The following is a 16,786-nucleotide window of genomic DNA, read 5'->3' as shown; positions in this document are numbered from 1 at the left end:
TCTTTCTTAAAATAGAAAATTTATGCTCAAGATGCTATAGGATACTGTAGTTCACATGGAATTTATATCTTATAACATGAATATTCATCATCCTGAAAAAGGTTTGACATGATTAGCCTACCCTTGGTTTATACGATTTTAGCATTAATTGCCTATACCTCTTCATTTTGGTATTTGTTCATGCACTTAATGGCTAAACGTTCCGCAAACCCTTGGTTTATTGGCATCATGTCAGGTTTAGGGCTGATATTACATGCAAGTGTACTGCATAACGACATACTTACACCACTAGGGATTAATTACGACGTCTTTAACTTGATGTCTTTTACTTCTGCGTTAATGTTGGTTCTAAGTATGCTTTATAGTACCTATCGTCCTGTTCTTTCACTAAATTTGATTGGAATTCCTGTTGCCGCCTTTGGTTTGATTCTCGGTTTTTGTTTTAGTAAACCAGATCAATTTATTGAACAGCATTCTATCGGTTTAGACATCCATATCATTCTGTCTTTATCTGCTTATGCTGTTTTACTCATGGCAACCATACAAGCCGTTTTGATTTGGTTTCAAAACCGTGAACTCAAAAAGAAACAAAAAAAACGTATTTGGGTCAACTTCTTACCGTCATATCAAGCCATGGAATCCTTACTTTTTGATATGCTCATTACTGGTTTTGTTTTATTAACTGTCGCCCTATGTTTTGGTTTCTTTACCATTGATGACTTCTTTGCACAGCACCTAGCACATAAGACCGTGTTTAGTATTGTGTCTTGGTTTGTTTACGGTGCGTTGTTAATTGGTCACTATAAGTTTGGCTGGCGTGGTCAAAAAGCCATTCGCTTTACCATGATTGGATTCTTTTTATTGGCGGTTGGCTTTATTGGCTCTAAATTTGTTTTGGAAATGATTTTACATCGCTAAATTATGTACTAATTTTACTGAATGCTTTCTAAATTTATTTGTAATAAGTAACTTGAATAAAATCAGCCTTATTTTCTTTTATTATAAAGAAAATAAGGCATAAGTGTTAAGGAACCATTATTTTAACATCTACACGTTTTTCTTTAGAAACCATTCCTTCTTCAGTTTTTAATGTGATTGTCGTTTTATCCCATTCTTCAATAATTGCAACAATTAGATAGGTATCTTTAATACGCCAATATAAAAAAGTTTTTGGAGGCGTCATTAAATAATCTAACAGTTCATTTGTTAAGGCTTCTGCTTTCATTTTATTTCCCCTCTATTTTTAGCTTAATTTCCTTATTTAACTCATTATCACAATTATTCGGCTGATCTTTATTTTTCTCCGCATCAACTGAACATGTATGATAGTTTTTTGCTATACCAACTAAGCTTACTCCAAGTAAAGATTTTCTATTATTTTCAACAATTTCTGGTCTCAAAACTAAGGCCTGAGTTGCTAACTGATTTGCTTCTGCTGTTGCTTTCTCCTTATCGGCGACCTTATCCACAATATTTAAAATGCCTTTAAAAAATTCTTCCTGAGCAGTAAAAGTACCATTTGCTGAACTTAAACATACTTGATACATTAAATCGCGAGCTAATAACACTGCGGAAGATCGGCCATTCAATTGTAGAACAGCTGTTGATGAATTAATGTTACCTTCTCCTCCTATATCTTGTTTCAATACTCCTCCTGAATCAGCCAGCTTTGCAGTTAGATTTCCTTTTGACCCAAAAGAATCTGATCTAGCGACATCTGGCATAGGCTGGTCACAAGTATAAATTTTTCCGTCTGAAGCTGTAATACTACGTGACAAACGTATATCTATCGGAATACTCATCGTTTTAACATTAGGATTCTTTGTATCAGTTACAACTAAAGCTCTTTTTTGAGTCACTAAGTTAGTACATCCTGTTAGAAAAAAAAATCCACATAAATATATTAAATACTTCATAATAATCCCTTCTTATTACTTCATTATATAAATACGCTTTTAAAAATTATTTTAACTACTGACCTCCTTTTTTATTATTTAATTACATTTTAAAATTTATTTTTTTAAATATAAACATTAAAAATAAAGTTATTTTTAACAAAAAATTTCAAAAAACTTTACTATTATAGTATTTTCTTATTTATAGCGAACAAGTTCTAAATGTAGAAAAAAATATTTTTCATTAACTTAATCCATTATACTTTAATTAATTTACTAGACATCTAATTAAAAAAACCGTATAACGCTTTTTTTACTTCATCAGGTAACAACTGTGAAACTTATACTCGCCCCAATGGAAGGCTTAACCGACCCTATCATGCGTGACGTTCTCACACATGTCGGTAGCTTTGACTGGTGCGTGACTGAGTTTATCCGTGTAACGGATTCGGTCTTACCTGACCATGTTTATCATAGTTATTGTCCAGAATTAAACAATCAAGGCAAGACAGCTGCTGGCACACCAGTACATGTTCAGTTTTTAGGAAATAATCCTGAAATGCTCGCAGCCAATGCGGTACGCGCTGCTGAATTAGGTGCTCCTGCAATCGATATGAATTTTGGTTGCCCTGCCAAAACAGTAAACCGTCATAGAGGCGGTTCAGTACTTCTCGATGAGCCTGAGGTTGTACATGAGTTGGTCAAGGCTGTACGTGATGCTGTACCCAATCACATCCCTGTATCTGCAAAAATGCGTTTAGGTTATATGGATCGAAATTTTACCCTTGAAAATGCGCATGCCATTGAAGATGCTGGCGCAGCTTGGGTCACAGTCCATGCTCGGACCAAAGCTGATGGGTACACCCCACCAGCATTTTGGGATCAGCTACAGCCGATTCGTGAAGCACTCAAGATCAATGTGATTGCCAATGGTGAAATCTGGACCAATGCTGATGCGAAGCAATGCCAACTTGAATCAGGCTGTCAAGATTTGATGATTGGTCGTGGTGCTGTGACTACACCAGATCTCACACAGTGCATTCGTAAAAATACGGATGAACCACTTATCACTTGGTCTGAACTATTAAATTTACAAATTCGTTTTTTAAATGGCCCATATAAAAAAGAGCTGAACATGGTCGGCCGTTATAAACAATGGATTGGGATGATGTCTAAGCATTACCCTGAAGCCAAAGCCTTATGGGATGAAATCAAACGATTAAAAAAAATTGATGAAGTGCTGGAGAAATTGAATCCTGCACATTTTTAAATTGCTTCATCAATCTCTAAAATTGCTTTAATTTCTTCAGGTTGAAATTCTTTTGATAATTCAGAAGTTGGATTCAATACCAATGTTGCCCCCTGAGTCATTTCAAAAAACTGCCGTGTATTTAAAGTGATATATTCAGCATCGACTCCAATATCATTTTGAATGGTTTCTAGTTCTATGAAGAATGGTATTGCTTGATCACCTTCTGGTGTTTCTAAAATACGGAATTGAATTTTTTTATGCTGATCTTGTGTTCCCAAACAATAAATATCCGATGCTAAAAGCAGATCGATAAAATCAGGGATCAATTCATAGTTTTCTTGAGTGTTGATAAAGAGTTGTTGTAAATTTTGCATGTTGTTGATTGTCTATTTTTTGGTACCATTAATATAGCTTATTCACGGTAGATATGGAATTGACCTGAGTGCTCAATTGGATATCCTAAAGCTTCGAATTTTAAATTATCAAGATTTAAGTTATTGAATTTAAATTATTATAAAAGCTTTAATCTCGTTTAGGAAACTATATTCATAAAGCATCTACTGCTGAGGGGATACGAAATCACCATCACTATTAGTTTTTCTATAATCACCACAGGATGCCAGAAAAGGGACTAAGCAAAAAATCCAAACAAAGAATTTCACAAATTACATTTTTGAGGAATTCCTTTGCTTTGGTAAATATTGAAATAAGTATTATTCTTTGTGAGTTCAGTATTTAATTCTAACCAATAATCCTTAACATTTACTCTCGTCGTCACTAAAAATTCACAATACTCATTCACATTATTTTTTATATTTAAAATATGTTGCTTCATGAGTGAAACATACACCTCTTTTGATTTCCTCTCATCAATTACATTCAAAGCAGAAATAAAACTTGTGGGAACAATCGGATCTGTATTCATTTTTTTAAATCTTTTCCCATTGTATTCAACACTTAACCCTAGACGAATACTTTTGAGTTGATTAAATTTAGAGTTCGTTGCATAAATCTCAGAAAAGAAATCAGGTGTTTGACTGTTATTATTAAAAAAATAAATTTTCTTGGTCGTCAAGCCATAGGATAGCACTTCATAGCGTTTACTATTCGAGACTGTACCACTATTGATATAACCTATTTTTGCAAGGTTCTTTATTATTTCACCTAAATCTACAAACATTGCTTTTAAATTAAGCTGATTTACTGGTGCAAATCTTGAATAATTTATTTCAGAAGATAAAGCCGATATTTCTTTATCTTCAAAATTAAAAATTCGATTTTCTACATTCGCTCCAAAGCTATAGGATGTCATAGAAAAACTTATCAGGAATACAGTTTTAAGTTTAATAATATAATGATTTTTCATAATTTTTATCTGTCATTTTTGTATAGTATACAGTATAAGCAAAACTATTGACTTGGCCTTTCCCTACAAACCATTCAGGTTCAGATTCCAAGATAATATGTACACCATTAAAATTCTTTTCAGAAATAACCTTTCCGTACTGATCCCCACCTTGACATCGCCCTTTAGTTAAAAAATTTTCTATGAAGTTATCAAGACTACTTTTATCTAAAGCTGCTGAATTTATTAAAAAAATTTGATCATAAATTGATAGATAGATATTTTTATGGATATTTTCATCAAATGGAACGAAATTATCACTAGCATAATAATTTGTATTTGGACCTTGTCCTGTAGTTCGTACTTCTAATGTAGACATATGATGATAATTATCTTCAAAATTTTCATTGTGAACTATTCCATTATCAAAACCTTGAGTAGCAGATAATCGATCTATAACTTTTAACTTCAAATAATTTGAATTCATTTCCTTATATTTGCTATATATTTTTTTAAAATTATAGTCCAAATACAAATCATGATTAACAACAAATAAATTAATATCTCTCGACATGTCCTTTAAGTCACTTTGAGTATCGCTTTTCTTAGTTTTTTTATTTATCTGGCATAGATGATCTAATGGCTCATTAGGAGCACATGCAAATAGAAAAAAAGAATATATAAAAATAGTTAAAATTTTCCTCATAACTCATTAAGCCTTATCAAAGATATAAAATTTTTATATGATTTTCAATACCATAGATATAAAACACTAATATATTGATGTCTCATATTTTTTATCCGTTTTCTTTGTAAAATAAATAAAAAAATTCAAACTATTATATTTCCTATTTTTAATTTGTTTTCCATCAGCTTCCAAAACAATGTGCATATCATTTACATTCCATTCTTCTACTTCAGGCTCATTTGAATTACTACATTTTAGTTTTTTTATAAAAGTACTAACTTTACTATTCAAATCTACCCCACCCACTTTATCACCACTTACCACATAAATCTGATCTTTAACCATAGATACAATTTCTTCTTCTAATTGCTCACTATAAGGAACATAGTTATCACTACTAAAAAACATATGATTACCCTTTAAATTACTATTAGCTGAAAGACGGGAAATGTAATCAAAATTCTTCTTCACATTATTATTAACAGTACCATCACTAAAACCTACTTCAGGAGAAAGACTATCTAGAACTTTCAATACTAAATATTGACTATTTAACTCAAAATATCTTTTAATAATTTCATTTTGATCATAATTTAAATAAATTTTATTATTTTCAACAAATGATGATATATCTCTAGCTACTCGAACATCATAGCCATTTTCATTTTTTATATTTTCACTATTTTTTAAACTACAATTATCCTTATTTGAGTCAAATGAGCAAGCAGACAGACTTAAAATTACTACTAATAAAATCAAAAATTTCATAATATCTTTATCCATTGTAATCTAAGCTTCTATCGTTACGCATAAGTAACCATTGATGCCTAAATAAAGCTATTTGATTACCTTTATAAAGCGATTTTTTAGGTGGATCTTCATCAGTATCCTCATAATCCATAAAATTATCGGTAAAACCTTTATGAAAACAATATGGTATATCTTTCTCATTTTGAAATACATGGGATAACCCAAAGCTATGAACTATTTCATGGACGACAGTCTCCAATTCAGTTGCTCCATGATGATAAATAACAACTGAGTTCCCCCATACTTTTTTCCTATTAGATCCTGCTTCAGGTGCAAAAATAGCACTACCTTTTCTATTAAAAATTTGACCGTTTTTGGTATATGAACATTGTGTATTTGTAAAAAAAACATATGTAACATCATTAGAATCAGAATTTATTAAACCATTAACTTTTGCATATTTCTGAAATAAAAAGATTAAATCGTGCTTAAATTCATCATCTAAAGTATTGCTAATTATACTATTACCTAAACTGTTTTTCGTTTGATTTACATAATATTTATTATAAAATCCTTCCAAGTCCCATGTTTTATTTTTATCTAACATGTCCTTTATATTAAAAATTGTATCTCTTACTATTTTAGGTCGTATAAGTGCTTGATTAAAAGATTCATATTTTAAACTATATTCCAATCCTGTACCTGTAGGCCGTTGAACTTTATTTTGATTAAAACTAACATCAACAAAGCATATTTTAGCTATTGGAACTTTATCATTTGCAAAAACGCTCATTTGCCCAACTTCAAAAATATTATTCCCTTTTATTGCTTTTACACTAATTAGAGCACCTTTAGTTGTTGCTCCTTCACAAGATATTCTAATTGCATTTTTAGTACTGTAACTCCACCTAGACTGATCTACCAAATCTGTTTTTTTCCTATTTTTTATGAAAAAAGAAATTGGTAACTCCAGACGATTACTTTTTTCATTACCAGTTGATGTAGAAATTTTTATACATTTTTCATTAGTTTCAAATATTATTTTTGTACCATCATCTTGTAGAGGTACTTCATCATCCCCGACAACTTGGTGAAGTTCAATAGATAATAGTGCACCATCTACATTAATTTTAGAACTTGCATTTTTATCTTTTACCTTAGTTGCAAAAATTGCTAAATGAGATGGGATGTACTCTATACCCCAAGGGGTTATTTTCCGTGTACCATCTATATATACTTTCTTTAAACCACTAATGTAATTTTTATTAATTAACGCAGGCTGCATTTTTCTATTTATTTCAAAAACAGGAAATATGTACTCATCTCTTAACCAATCAAACCCAAACTCTCCCTTATATTCTTTTGTTCTTTTTTGAAAATTATAGGGTCTCCGAAAATGAACCGTAAACTTCCTTAAACACGTTGCACATGAAGCGCCCGCTGTAGGACTTGCACCACCAACACCCATCTTAAACCTCCAAATTAATCAAATTTTTTATAAAAACGTTATGATGAAATTCTTTTCCCAATACATACTCTTTATATGATTGGATATCATTGGAATAATTTTCTTGAAGTGAACCCAATAAATCTTTTTGTTTTAAAAACTCTATTTTTTCTGGATAAATAATTGAAAGATTTTCTTGAAGATTGGAATGACTAAAACTCTGATTTAACTGGTCTATTGCTTTAAAAACAAATTTAAAATCATGCCCTAAAACCACACTTTTATAGCTTTCCAAAAGTTTATAAAAAGCATCTACATAGGACACTTGCTCCGCAATATTGTAATGCTGCATTTCATTTTGGAGCCAAAGATATTGCGGATCATTTGCATAATCTATTCCCAAATAAACATGGCTCTTCACCATATATTTGAGTGTATAAATTTGATTGATGCCTTTTTCAATATATAGATTGATCAGGCTTTGGACCGGTTCTAATAGCTGATCAAATTGCCCATTCAGTTTAAGGGCTGGGTTTTCTTTTATAATTTCATAGACAAGGTCATATAAAAATTCTTTATTTTGCTCAACATCTAATTCATATAATTTTTCTTGGCTGAGTATGAACATTATGCATTCTCCAATACCATTAATTGATTAGAATCTACATCCTGATAATTTCGAATTGAAATGATCCATTTTGTAATATCCTCAAAAAACTCATCTTCTTGTTGATCTGTCAGTATTTTATGAATTTTTTTGACAATTCTTGGATCAAACCATCTAAATAATTTTTGTGTACCATCAGGAAATTCTACTGTGAGATAGCGTTTCATTTTTTTAACAAACTGAGCCAAATCCAATGAACTGAATACCAGATTTAAAGCCTGTTGATCTTTCCATGTTTGATGAATAAAGCTAAATCCTTCTTCTTCGAGCACCTCTAAATCATTGATTAAGACGAGTACAGGGGCAACTTCAAAAGGTGCATTGCCCTCCGTTGTGCCTGAGAATAATGAATAAAACTCTAGCCTTGCGTCATTTCGCCATGTATTGATAAAGTGCAAAATTTGATCTGAAACTTGCGCCGCATCCAAGATTAAATACATGTTCAAATCAAGTCGATCATCTTCGATACAACTTTTTATATTTTTAAATGGAACAATTTCTCTTTTCATTTTATTTATCAACAAATGCCATTCCAAACTTTGCAGCATCTAACAAACAAGGCTTACAGATATTTTCATAGAATGATGGAAGTGAATAATCGACTTTTGCTCCACCAATAAAACTATGTTGCCCCGCCTTCACTTCGAACTTAGCAGCCGTGGTCACAAATACACCTGAACCATTAATCTTTAATTGAGAGCCACCAGAGGTGATAATAATTTCTTTGAGACTCTTTAGCTCAATCATCTCCTCAGTCGAAATGATTTGAATACCTTTACGTGCAATCAAATCCGCACCATCGCCTTGTGCTTGGATCTCAACTTTGCCTTTTCCAGCAAAAAGTCTTGCACCTTCTTGTGCCGCAAAAAGACTAATCTTTGATTGTGCATGTGCAACTAAATTCTTTTGCGTACTCAGGTTGATACTATCACCTGCTGTATAACTGATTTGTTTATCCGCAGAAAGATATAAGTCTTCGTTGCTTGCCAATGCGATTGAATTCGGTGCAGCTAAAACCATCAAAGCTTGTTTAAATGCATCCGCTTTGTCTTTTTCACCTTTTTCAATTTGATCAAGAAATTGCTTGAGATTTTCCAATACATCCAGTGGATCAGTTTGCTGATTCTTGGCAACTTCACTTAAGGCTTTAGAGTTATTTAGGCTGCTTTCTAACTGACTTTTCGCAGCAGTTGCATCGAGATGGTTACCCGAAGCTGAATCTTGAGCATAGGTACTCAGTAGTAGACCTTGCCCAGCTCGTAACGTTCCCCATTGGTCTGTTCTTAGTTCAAAGCCTTCGCCTCGTCCTTCACTGGTATCAGTTTCTTTAGGATGACTCAGGTTACCGAGGTTAAGTTGACTCGCACCGTGACTACTTTGTAGCTGACTGCTGATTTGGTCAGTGGTATCGTCAAATCTAAGCTGGCCATAGCCACTGCCTTTAACTTCTCGACTTTTGATCCCTGCCAGTTTTTTGGTATCAGGCAATTGGCCTTTGTCATCAAATTTAGTTGGGCTTCGTTGCGCTTCATGGATACGCCCCACCACAAATGGTCGGTCGATATTGCCATCAAAGAAATCTATCACGACAATCTCACCAATCCTCGGTAAGAACCGCGCACCATAGCCTTCACCTGCCCACGGGGTCAGTACATCCACCCAAGCGGAATCAGTATCGTTGTCATTGCTCCCTGCACCACCATCATGGCTGTGGTCTTCATTGCGGGTAAACAGGAAGCGAACTTTAATACGTCCCCATTCATCGACATGGATTTCTTCTCCACTTGGCCCAACCACTTTGGCACGTTGTGGATGGGTACTAGGGCGATGTTGTAGTGGGTGGTATTCAGGAACAGTGGTGATATTACGGCGTTGTAGCACCAATTGATTGGCTTGACGTTCATCGCTGTTGTTGTCTGCTTTATTTTCGTTTACCCAGTTGCTTTGTTGGAGCAAGCGATTGATTTGTTCGTTCAGATCTTTAGGTAAGTTGTTCTGGTTATAGAATGTCTTTGAGGTGATCAGAAATTCTTTGTCTGAGCCACTGTGTTGATCTGTTTCAGGGTGTTCGTTTAACTCAAACCAGTAGCCTACTTGTGCATCACGTACAGTGGAGTTGGCAACAAATTGCTTGGATTGAGCATCGTAATAATGGCTGAGGTTTTGGTTGATCTTTTCAATCTGATTGTTATTTGAAGCGGTTGCTTGATCTTCACCATTCAGGTCTTGAATCCATGCTGGGCTAATATGCCAAGCCTGTTCTAAACCGAGACTGGCATTGTTTTGGTTTTGACTATGTTGGTGTTTGCTTTGAACACTGCCTGCACCTTCTTCTTGCTCTAACACATCTGCTTGCCAGCGTTGTACGTGGACAGCGGTGGGTTGTAAGCTACGTTGCCCGATAAAGCTGGTGATGCTGTCTTGTTGCTCTGTGGCACTGCTACGATGGAAGCGGATCTTTCTTCGTTCTAGTGCTTTGTATTCACTGTTATCATCCACCAAGCGCAGTTTTTGTGGCTGAATTTGAGTCGCAGAACTAGGTACAATCAACTGTGCTTCATCAATCAGCCAGTTGATCCCTTCACTGCGCATCAAGCGGGTTAAAAATGCATAGTCGCTTTCGTTACTCTGCATAATGAATGGGCGGATATCGTAGTCTTTTTTCAGTCCACTTTTATCGAGACTTAGACTGGAGGCAAAGAGTGGGCTTTTGTCTTGCCATTCTTTAAATAGCGTTTCTATGACTTGCACAACCGACTTATTCATAAACACTCGGCTGTTACGACGTTTATGCCACAATGAGGTCGCATCTTCAAGTTTGAGTTTATATAGCGTCAGTGCACCATCACTTTGCCCTTGTGCGGCCTCAGTAATCACCCCAGTGCTACGAAACAGTTGTCCATGATCTGTGACTTGATCAATGGCCACTTGGCTACCGATGAATTGTTTAAGCGGAATCACAGCCGAAGTGGCAAGGCAAATCAGTTCAACAGACACACCTTGGTTTAGACCATGTTGTCCATCGATGCGTTGTAAGAAGACTTGGTTGTTTAAGTCTGTATTGCTAAATTGGATATGCAAAGCTCGTTTTTGTGCGTTTAGTCCAAGCTGATCCAATATTTTATAAATGCTATTTACTAAGCTGTTCATTTTAATAATTTATTCGTTTTAATTGCCTCTATTATAAATTAATTCTAAAATTTTTCTATTTAAAAAAACAATTTCATTACTAAAAACACTTAAATTCAAATAGATTTTTTGATTAATTGTTGAAAAATTAAATAAATAATCTCACTAAAAATGTAGTTTAAATATTCATATATTTCTAATAAATCAACATTATTTATTTCCATAAACACCTAAAATCAAGCTCAAAATAATCTTGTTTATATGCTTGATTTCAATTTTAATCTCAGCCTGCTTGTTATGTCTGATATGTATTCAATACTGATCAATTCATGTTGGGTTTATATACATAAGCCTCATTTAATTTATGTCTTTTATAGCAATGCCAACTTTACAACTGCTTTATGTTATAAAATAGCTACACATTTCATTCTTTTAGGAATTTTCCTATGAACGATGTTAACTCTCCCAAAAAACCGTTGTGGAAATCTAAAGCAGTAATTTTCGCAACAATCTTTAGCTGTTTATTTCTTGTATTCTTCTATATGGCTGTAACCAATGAACCAGATTATATGCCGAGTCAGCAAAATAAGCAGGTAGAGACGCCTCAGACTGAGAATACCGATACAACACCTCCACATGACACGCAGCAAATGCCGAATGATGAAATGAAAAACATGTCACACAACTCAGCTCAGCCAGAACATGCAAACTAAACAATCTATGATCAATGATTCACGTAATGCGCTTGTCGTAGAAGGTGGTGGTATGCGTGGGGCTTTCACCTGCGGTGTACTTGACGCTTTCCTACAACAAAATTTTAACCCTTTTGATCTTTTTGTTGGGGTGTCTTCTGGTTCAACAAACCTCGCCAATTACCTTGCTCGACAACAAGGTCGTAATATCGAACTCTATTTAGATCACTCACTTCGACCTGAATTTATTCGTTATGCTCGCTTTTTAAAAGGTGGGGATTTACTGGATATGCAATGGATGTGGGATATTGTCGAGAAAGAGAATCCTCTAGATCAACAGGCCATATTTAGTCAAAATCCTGACTTTTATATGGTCTTGACTCATGCTCGTACAGGTTATCCTGAATATTTACGTGCTGGGAAAGACAATATTATCGATGGATTACGTGCTTCTAGTTCTATTCCCTATCTAACACGACAGGCTGTAGAAATTTTTGGAGAGCCTTATTTTGATGGCGGTGTCGCAGATGCCCTCCCTGTTCAATGGGCAGCGCAACAAGCAAATATTCAAAATCTCTTGGTGATTCGTACCCGTACACAAAACTACTTTAAAGCCAGCAGTAAAGCCGATCAATTCTTGGCAAAATATTTGCTTAATCAACATACTGGCTTTGCAGATAGCCTTAAAAAGCGTTGTACTCGTTATAACCAAACTGTCGATTTTATCCGCCAAAATACGCAACAAAGCATTTTGGAAGTCTGCCCACCTGACAATAAAAAATTAGCAGGCCGTTTATGTAAAGATAAACGCAAATTGCAATATACCTATGAAGTTGGCTTAGAAAGCGGACAAAAAGCCATAGAAGACTGGAGCAACACACACAAAGGCTAAAAGCGAAGTTCCCAACAGACTAATTTTTTAGCTTGTATTGCGTGACATATCCTTCTTGTGGAAAAGCATCCTGAGTGATGCTTTCTACTTGTACAACTTGCCCTTTGACTAAACTGGTCAAAGGTGGCTGTTCAATCGTAATTCGCATGCGTTGATTGACCAGTGATTGACATCCACTATCAGCTCTTCCATTTTTTTCAGCTTTTAATATTTTGATATACATCGTCAATTTACTTTTTTCAAACTCACCTTGTGGCCCATTGATTGCCATCGTCATGGTTGAAGTTTCTTCTAAGACTTTAACCGTTAAGAGACATTTATTGAGATAAGATGCCCAAGTCAAATTGGGTACAATAAGCCCCATCATCAAAAAAATACCGAGTATTGCACGTTTCATTTACTGATCCTTTTTCCAAAACTTCCATGACTTTTCAGGGCAAGTATAAAGCTTGTCAGAAACAGGGATTTGATCATTGGTTTTGAGATCAAATACTTGAAATTGGCATTGGTTATTTTGATATTTACCTAAAATTTCATAATCGTGTCCAGCCTGTGGTCTGAACGAAGCAACAGCATCCACACATTGATCAATCACTTGTGCTTTTGTCCGAGATGAATCAGTCGCTCCAAATACAAAACCATATAAATTCACAGGTTGGTCGGCATTTAAAATAAACTCTTTATAAGAGATCAGTTGGTAAGTCCGCATAGCATTGCTTTCAGCTTCTTTCTGAATCGCACTACGAGGCATCCCTTCTTCGATATTAAAGGTAATTCTGGCATACGCTTTTAGCGCAGATAATGCACCATTTCCACTTAAGTAATCCCGTATCCCAGCTTTTCTTCCAGCACAATCAAATGAATGTTGAATTAAAGTTTTTGTCGCACCCTTTCGATAGACCCGAATCCGTGATTGTGTCGCTGGATCATAAGTTTTTGGCTTTGTTTCCACCTGCAACTCATAGGCTAACGGTTGTTGTTTATCTGTTTCGGCTTGTGCAAATACACTGAATTGAGATACTACTCCAAATAAAAATAAAACCTGAAACTGTACCCTACCGTGCTTATATAATCTTTTCATTTTATTTTTAAAATACTAAGTATGTCTTGAAAAGACTTTACACGATGATCGGCCTGTGTCGATGTTTCTTTTTGTTGAGGATCAAATAAGATCGTTTTCATGCCCAACGCTTTTGCGCCGCGAATGTCTGCTATCTCATGATCACCAACAAAAATGCAGTGCTGAGGAATAACACCGAGCTGCTGACATGCCAATTGGAAAATTTCTGGATGAGGTTTTCGCAGTCCAACAGCTTCTGACACAATCACACTCGAAAAATACTCACTTAAACCTAGGGCTTTGAAATTATCTTCCTGAAAAGGTGTCTTTCCATTAGAGATTAATCCAAGAGAAAAATTTGCCTTAAACAAGCTATAAATAACCAGATCAACATCGCTAAAGCTTCGACAAAATTTATTAAAGTCTTGAATATAATTCTTTAATAGCGCTTGTGTCGAATAGCTGGATATTTGAAACTCTTGAATAAGTTGAGCATATATCTGATCTTTCCATACAGAACCATTGTTATCCAACTCAATAAAACGCTGAATAAATTGTGGTTTCTGTTGAATCGTAACCAGCTCGAAGAAATTTACCTGCCAATTTAAAAAAGCCTTTAGGGAGGAGGTGCGATCAAGTAAGGTTTGATCTAAATCAAAAAGTACAACTTGAATCATCTCACCATCCTCTAAATCGAAAAGACTTGCTAAAGGATCAATAGATTATGATCATTAATTGTCTATTCAGTCCGTTCTATCCATTGAATGCTTGTAGTGTTTCTAGCGTAATCCCTGCGCCACCACATACAATCACCAAGACCTGATCAGTGGGTTTAAATTGAATCGCCTGATCATAAAGCACTGATAATGTTGCACCACATGCTGGCTCAACCAAAATACGATGATCATCTATAAATTTTAAACAGGCATCTACAGTGTCTTGATCTGAAACCACCAAACTACGAACCTCAAGTGCTTGGCTCACTTCAAATGCATTTTGACAGACTTTTTTTGCTGCAAGTGTTGTTGCTATACCACTCACTTGATCCAATTCAACATGTTGTTTAGCCACAATCGAAGCATGTAAGGATGCTGTACCTTGGGTTTCAACCGCATAAATTGGAATATGGGCTAAACCATGTTTTTTTAATCCTGCTGCCACACCTGAAAGTAAACTTCCGCCACCCACAGATAAGACCACCGCATCTGGAGTAACGCCATCTGCAATGACTTCATCAATCATTGGGATAATGCCTTCCCATAACAATGGATGATCAAAAGGATGAATAAATACATCATGCTGTGTTAATAAAGACTGCGCTAAAGCATTGGCTTCAGTCCATGAAGCGCCATGTACAATAACTTCTGCACCTTGCTGGGCAATTAATTCTCTCGCACGTTGTGCTGTGGTTTCAGGAACCACGACGGTCACAGGAACACCCAGTTGTCGACCTGTATAAGCAACAGCTAAGCCTGCATTGCCACCCGATGAACTGATAAAACGCTGGGCACCCTGCTCAAAATATTTTTGACAGGCATGGCTAATGCCTCGTTGTTTAAATGATGCCGATGGTTGTAAGGCTTCCATTTTTAACCACACCTGACATTGATTCAGTTGGCTTAAAACTAAAGATTGAATTAACGGGGTTTTTATACTGAGCATGGGCAAATCGATTCTCTTGGTTTATTTCAATCTTGGTTTATTTCAATGTGGGTTTATTTCAATTCAGTCATTTTTTAAACTTAACCCCATATCGATATGTGGAATCTCACAATCTAAATATTCTTCACCTTGTACCTGAAAACCTAAGTTTTCATAGAAACGCGTTGCATAGACTTGAGCGGACAATTGAAGAAATGCTCTATTTTGCTGCTTTGCTACTTGAATAATATGTTGCATGAGCAGTTTACCAATCCCCTCACCTCGATATTGTTGCAACACAGCAACTCGACCAATACTGTTATTTTCCAATAACCGCGCTGTTGCAATGGGTTTATCTTGTGCATATACAACAAAATGCAATGAAATGGCATCCTGCTCATCCCATTCATCTGCTTCACTGATGTGTTGTTCTTCAATAAAAACCATGCTTCGAATCAATTTCGCATCATGTTGAAGCTGACTCCACGGCCCAGATTGAATGACAAATTGGCTCATTATTTAAATCCTAATGGTTGAGAAATTGATCCTTCATTCTTGCAATTATGCTAATGTAATGCACAGTGACAATGCGTTCACTTTCACCAACTTAACTAAACTTGTAGAATAATTATGTTTCTAAATCATAAATTTAAAGTATTTATTTATAGCGCAATTTTACTGACGACTCAAAGTATTTATGCAAAAACATCCGAGCTAAATCGTGTGAACATTATCTCAAAAAGCATGATTGGATTATTTTCTCAAGACCCAAATCAAGATCAGCTTAATTTAAAAATGAGTGCCGCAATTGCAGGTATCTCAGAAGCTGAAGCTAAAAAAAACCGCGATGAAAGTGGCGAAAAACAAGCCACTGCATCTGAAAAGATGAAGGAAATACTTAAAGAACAATTTAATGCCAACGATTTTAAAATTGTTGCGCCAGCATTTGAGCGCCAAATGAAAGCTCAAAGTGCTGCATATCAGAGCTGTAAACAGGATGGTAAAATTATTGAAAATAGTCAAAGTTTTCAAGTACCGTTAACCTGTAAAGTCCCTGTGCTTAATTTAGACAATGTTCAAATGCCTGAACGTGGTAACAAAGAAAGTGATGCGCAATTTGCAGCTAAAGCAACAGACTTTCTGACAGAACTACTGATTAAAGCCCCAACAGAAACATTAAAAACCAGTATCTTGATTCATAAAATGGGTGAACAATTGATTCCAGAAATGGATGATCCGCAATATTTTCCAGATACGATCTCTCAAAAAACCACGGGCTCAAGCGAAGCTGAGCTTGATGAAATGAATCAGCAATAAAATAATTTATC

The 16,786-nt window shown here is 35.1% G+C and carries 20 protein-coding genes; 5 read left to right on the top strand and 15 right to left on the bottom strand.

All coding sequences use genetic code 11. From position 1 onward, the window contains the following. The first annotated feature begins 108 nt into the window (after window positions 1–108). Complete coding sequence (gene ccsA, locus PYV58_RS03135) at window positions 109–918, top strand: cytochrome c biogenesis protein CcsA (RefSeq protein WP_004724062.1); 810 nt, start codon at window positions 109–111, stop codon at window positions 916–918. Between the two features lie 106 nt (window positions 919–1,024). Here ccsA and PYV58_RS03130 read toward each other — a convergent pair whose 3' ends face one another. Then, window positions 1,025–1,225, bottom strand: a complete 201-nt coding sequence (locus PYV58_RS03130) for a hypothetical protein (RefSeq protein WP_034615735.1) — start codon at window positions 1,223–1,225, stop codon at window positions 1,025–1,027. A gap of 1 nt (window position 1,226) precedes the next feature. Continuing rightward, window positions 1,227–1,916 carry a hypothetical protein gene (locus PYV58_RS03125; RefSeq protein WP_227504258.1) on the bottom strand — a complete coding sequence of 230 codons (690 nt, stop codon included), beginning with the start codon at window positions 1,914–1,916 and terminating at the stop codon, window positions 1,227–1,229. A 313-nt stretch (window positions 1,917–2,229) separates the two neighbouring features. Between PYV58_RS03125 and PYV58_RS03120 the strand changes: the two genes are divergently transcribed. Continuing rightward, the gene (locus tag PYV58_RS03120) at window positions 2,230–3,165 is read left to right on the top strand and encodes a tRNA-dihydrouridine synthase (RefSeq protein WP_205622318.1); all 936 of its coding nucleotides are present in this window, start codon (window positions 2,230–2,232) and stop codon (window positions 3,163–3,165) included. Here PYV58_RS03120 and PYV58_RS03115 read toward each other — a convergent pair. From PYV58_RS03115 to PYV58_RS03080, 8 genes are all read right to left on the bottom strand, one after another. Then, on the bottom strand, window positions 3,162–3,521 hold the full coding sequence (locus tag PYV58_RS03115; RefSeq protein WP_004817824.1) for an SseB family protein: 360 nt from the start codon (window positions 3,519–3,521) through the stop codon (window positions 3,162–3,164). The genes PYV58_RS03120 and PYV58_RS03115 overlap by 4 nt on opposite strands. Before the next feature lie 284 nt (window positions 3,522–3,805). Next, window positions 3,806–4,513, bottom strand: a complete 708-nt coding sequence (locus PYV58_RS03110; protein ID WP_034615739.1) for a hypothetical protein — start codon at window positions 4,511–4,513, stop codon at window positions 3,806–3,808. Next, entirely contained in the window at window positions 4,491–5,198 is a 708-nt protein-coding gene (locus PYV58_RS03105; RefSeq protein ID WP_004817829.1) for a hypothetical protein, read from the bottom strand. Before PYV58_RS03105 ends, PYV58_RS03110 begins: the two co-directional genes overlap by 23 nt. A gap of 66 nt (window positions 5,199–5,264) precedes the next feature. Then, on the bottom strand, window positions 5,265–5,963 hold the full coding sequence (locus PYV58_RS03100) for a hypothetical protein (protein ID WP_227504259.1): 699 nt from the start codon (window positions 5,961–5,963) through the stop codon (window positions 5,265–5,267). Further along, window positions 5,956–7,398, bottom strand: coding sequence for a hypothetical protein (locus tag PYV58_RS03095; protein WP_004817835.1), 1,443 nt, complete (start codon window positions 7,396–7,398; stop codon window positions 5,956–5,958). Before PYV58_RS03095 ends, PYV58_RS03100 begins: the two co-directional genes overlap by 8 nt. A gap of 1 nt (window position 7,399) precedes the next feature. Next, entirely contained in the window at window positions 7,400–8,005 is a 606-nt protein-coding gene (locus PYV58_RS03090) for a hypothetical protein (RefSeq protein ID WP_034615742.1), read from the bottom strand. Next, the gene (locus PYV58_RS03085) at window positions 8,005–8,553 is read right to left on the bottom strand and encodes a DUF4123 domain-containing protein (protein ID WP_034615745.1); all 549 of its coding nucleotides are present in this window, start codon (window positions 8,551–8,553) and stop codon (window positions 8,005–8,007) included. Before PYV58_RS03085 ends, PYV58_RS03090 begins: the two co-directional genes overlap by 1 nt. A gap of 1 nt (window position 8,554) precedes the next feature. Continuing rightward, window positions 8,555–11,194 carry a type VI secretion system Vgr family protein gene (locus tag PYV58_RS03080; RefSeq protein ID WP_275059704.1) on the bottom strand — a complete coding sequence of 880 codons (2,640 nt, stop codon included), beginning with the start codon at window positions 11,192–11,194 and terminating at the stop codon, window positions 8,555–8,557. Between the two features lie 425 nt (window positions 11,195–11,619). Between PYV58_RS03080 and PYV58_RS03075 the strand changes: the two genes are divergently transcribed. Together PYV58_RS03075 and PYV58_RS03070 are read left to right on the top strand one after the other, a co-directional pair. Next, window positions 11,620–11,886, top strand: coding sequence for a hypothetical protein (locus PYV58_RS03075; RefSeq protein WP_034617088.1), 267 nt, complete (start codon window positions 11,620–11,622; stop codon window positions 11,884–11,886). Window positions 11,887–11,893: 7 nt separating this feature from the next. Beyond that, window positions 11,894–12,757: a patatin family protein gene (locus PYV58_RS03070; protein ID WP_034617092.1), complete on the top strand. Its 864-nt coding sequence runs from the start codon at window positions 11,894–11,896 to the stop codon at window positions 12,755–12,757. A gap of 19 nt (window positions 12,758–12,776) precedes the next feature. Here the strand turns inward: PYV58_RS03070 and PYV58_RS03065 are convergent, their stop codons facing one another. From PYV58_RS03065 to PYV58_RS03045, 5 genes are all read right to left on the bottom strand, one after another. Further along, window positions 12,777–13,154: a hypothetical protein gene (locus PYV58_RS03065; protein WP_034617085.1), complete on the bottom strand. Its 378-nt coding sequence runs from the start codon at window positions 13,152–13,154 to the stop codon at window positions 12,777–12,779. Further along, window positions 13,155–13,838 carry a hypothetical protein gene (locus tag PYV58_RS03060; RefSeq protein WP_034617082.1) on the bottom strand — a complete coding sequence of 228 codons (684 nt, stop codon included), beginning with the start codon at window positions 13,836–13,838 and terminating at the stop codon, window positions 13,155–13,157. Then, a complete protein-coding gene (locus PYV58_RS03055) occupies window positions 13,835–14,494 on the bottom strand; it encodes an HAD family hydrolase (protein WP_034617080.1) in 660 nt (219 codons plus the stop codon). The genes PYV58_RS03060 and PYV58_RS03055 overlap by 4 nt, the downstream gene beginning before the upstream one ends. Before the next feature lie 76 nt (window positions 14,495–14,570). Continuing rightward, on the bottom strand, window positions 14,571–15,479 hold the full coding sequence (locus PYV58_RS03050; RefSeq protein WP_034617077.1) for a pyridoxal-phosphate dependent enzyme: 909 nt from the start codon (window positions 15,477–15,479) through the stop codon (window positions 14,571–14,573). Window positions 15,480–15,542: 63 nt separating this feature from the next. After that, a complete protein-coding gene (locus PYV58_RS03045) occupies window positions 15,543–15,974 on the bottom strand; it encodes a GNAT family N-acetyltransferase (RefSeq protein WP_034617074.1) in 432 nt (143 codons plus the stop codon). A 114-nt stretch (window positions 15,975–16,088) separates the two neighbouring features. On the opposite strand from PYV58_RS03045, the gene PYV58_RS03040 reads away from it, so the two are divergent. Then, entirely contained in the window at window positions 16,089–16,775 is a 687-nt protein-coding gene (locus PYV58_RS03040; protein WP_034617073.1) for a hypothetical protein, read from the top strand. Window positions 16,776–16,786: the final 11 nt, after the last annotated feature.

Source organism: Acinetobacter sp. TAC-1 (assembly GCF_029025845.1).
GTDB classification, from domain to species: domain Bacteria; phylum Pseudomonadota; class Gammaproteobacteria; order Pseudomonadales; family Moraxellaceae; genus Acinetobacter; species Acinetobacter guillouiae.
This window is presented reverse-complemented; position numbering and strand designations above follow the sequence as displayed.

Bases quoted from the DNA above. Each gene is read 5' to 3' on its own strand.
- PYV58_RS03110 (WP_034615739.1), bottom strand. From the start codon at position 4,513: ATGAAAAATCATTATATTATTAAACTTAAAACTGTATTCCTGATAAGT.
- ccsA (WP_004724062.1), top strand. From the start codon at position 109: ATGATTAGCCTACCCTTGGTTTATACGATTTTAGCATTAATTGCCTAT.
- PYV58_RS03080 (WP_275059704.1), bottom strand. From the start codon at position 11,194: ATGAACAGCTTAGTAAATAGCATTTATAAAATATTGGATCAGCTTGGA.
- PYV58_RS03115 (WP_004817824.1), bottom strand. From the start codon at position 3,521: ATGCAAAATTTACAACAACTCTTTATCAACACTCAAGAAAACTATGAA.
- PYV58_RS03070 (WP_034617092.1), top strand. From the start codon at position 11,894: ATGATCAATGATTCACGTAATGCGCTTGTCGTAGAAGGTGGTGGTATG.
- PYV58_RS03065 (WP_034617085.1), bottom strand. From the start codon at position 13,154: ATGAAACGTGCAATACTCGGTATTTTTTTGATGATGGGGCTTATTGTA.
- PYV58_RS03090 (WP_034615742.1), bottom strand. From the start codon at position 8,005: ATGTTCATACTCAGCCAAGAAAAATTATATGAATTAGATGTTGAGCAA.
- PYV58_RS03130 (WP_034615735.1), bottom strand. From the start codon at position 1,225: ATGAAAGCAGAAGCCTTAACAAATGAACTGTTAGATTATTTAATGACG.
- PYV58_RS03105 (WP_004817829.1), bottom strand. From the start codon at position 5,198: ATGAGGAAAATTTTAACTATTTTTATATATTCTTTTTTTCTATTTGCA.
- PYV58_RS03050 (WP_034617077.1), bottom strand. From the start codon at position 15,479: ATGCTCAGTATAAAAACCCCGTTAATTCAATCTTTAGTTTTAAGCCAA.
- PYV58_RS03100 (WP_227504259.1), bottom strand. From the start codon at position 5,963: ATGGATAAAGATATTATGAAATTTTTGATTTTATTAGTAGTAATTTTA.
- PYV58_RS03055 (WP_034617080.1), bottom strand. From the start codon at position 14,494: ATGATTCAAGTTGTACTTTTTGATTTAGATCAAACCTTACTTGATCGC.
- PYV58_RS03095 (WP_004817835.1), bottom strand. From the start codon at position 7,398: ATGGGTGTTGGTGGTGCAAGTCCTACAGCGGGCGCTTCATGTGCAACG.
- PYV58_RS03075 (WP_034617088.1), top strand. From the start codon at position 11,620: ATGAACGATGTTAACTCTCCCAAAAAACCGTTGTGGAAATCTAAAGCA.
- PYV58_RS03125 (WP_227504258.1), bottom strand. From the start codon at position 1,916: ATGAAGTATTTAATATATTTATGTGGATTTTTTTTTCTAACAGGATGT.
- PYV58_RS03045 (WP_034617074.1), bottom strand. From the start codon at position 15,974: ATGAGCCAATTTGTCATTCAATCTGGGCCGTGGAGTCAGCTTCAACAT.
- PYV58_RS03040 (WP_034617073.1), top strand. From the start codon at position 16,089: ATGTTTCTAAATCATAAATTTAAAGTATTTATTTATAGCGCAATTTTA.
- PYV58_RS03060 (WP_034617082.1), bottom strand. From the start codon at position 13,838: ATGAAAAGATTATATAAGCACGGTAGGGTACAGTTTCAGGTTTTATTT.
- PYV58_RS03085 (WP_034615745.1), bottom strand. From the start codon at position 8,553: ATGAAAAGAGAAATTGTTCCATTTAAAAATATAAAAAGTTGTATCGAA.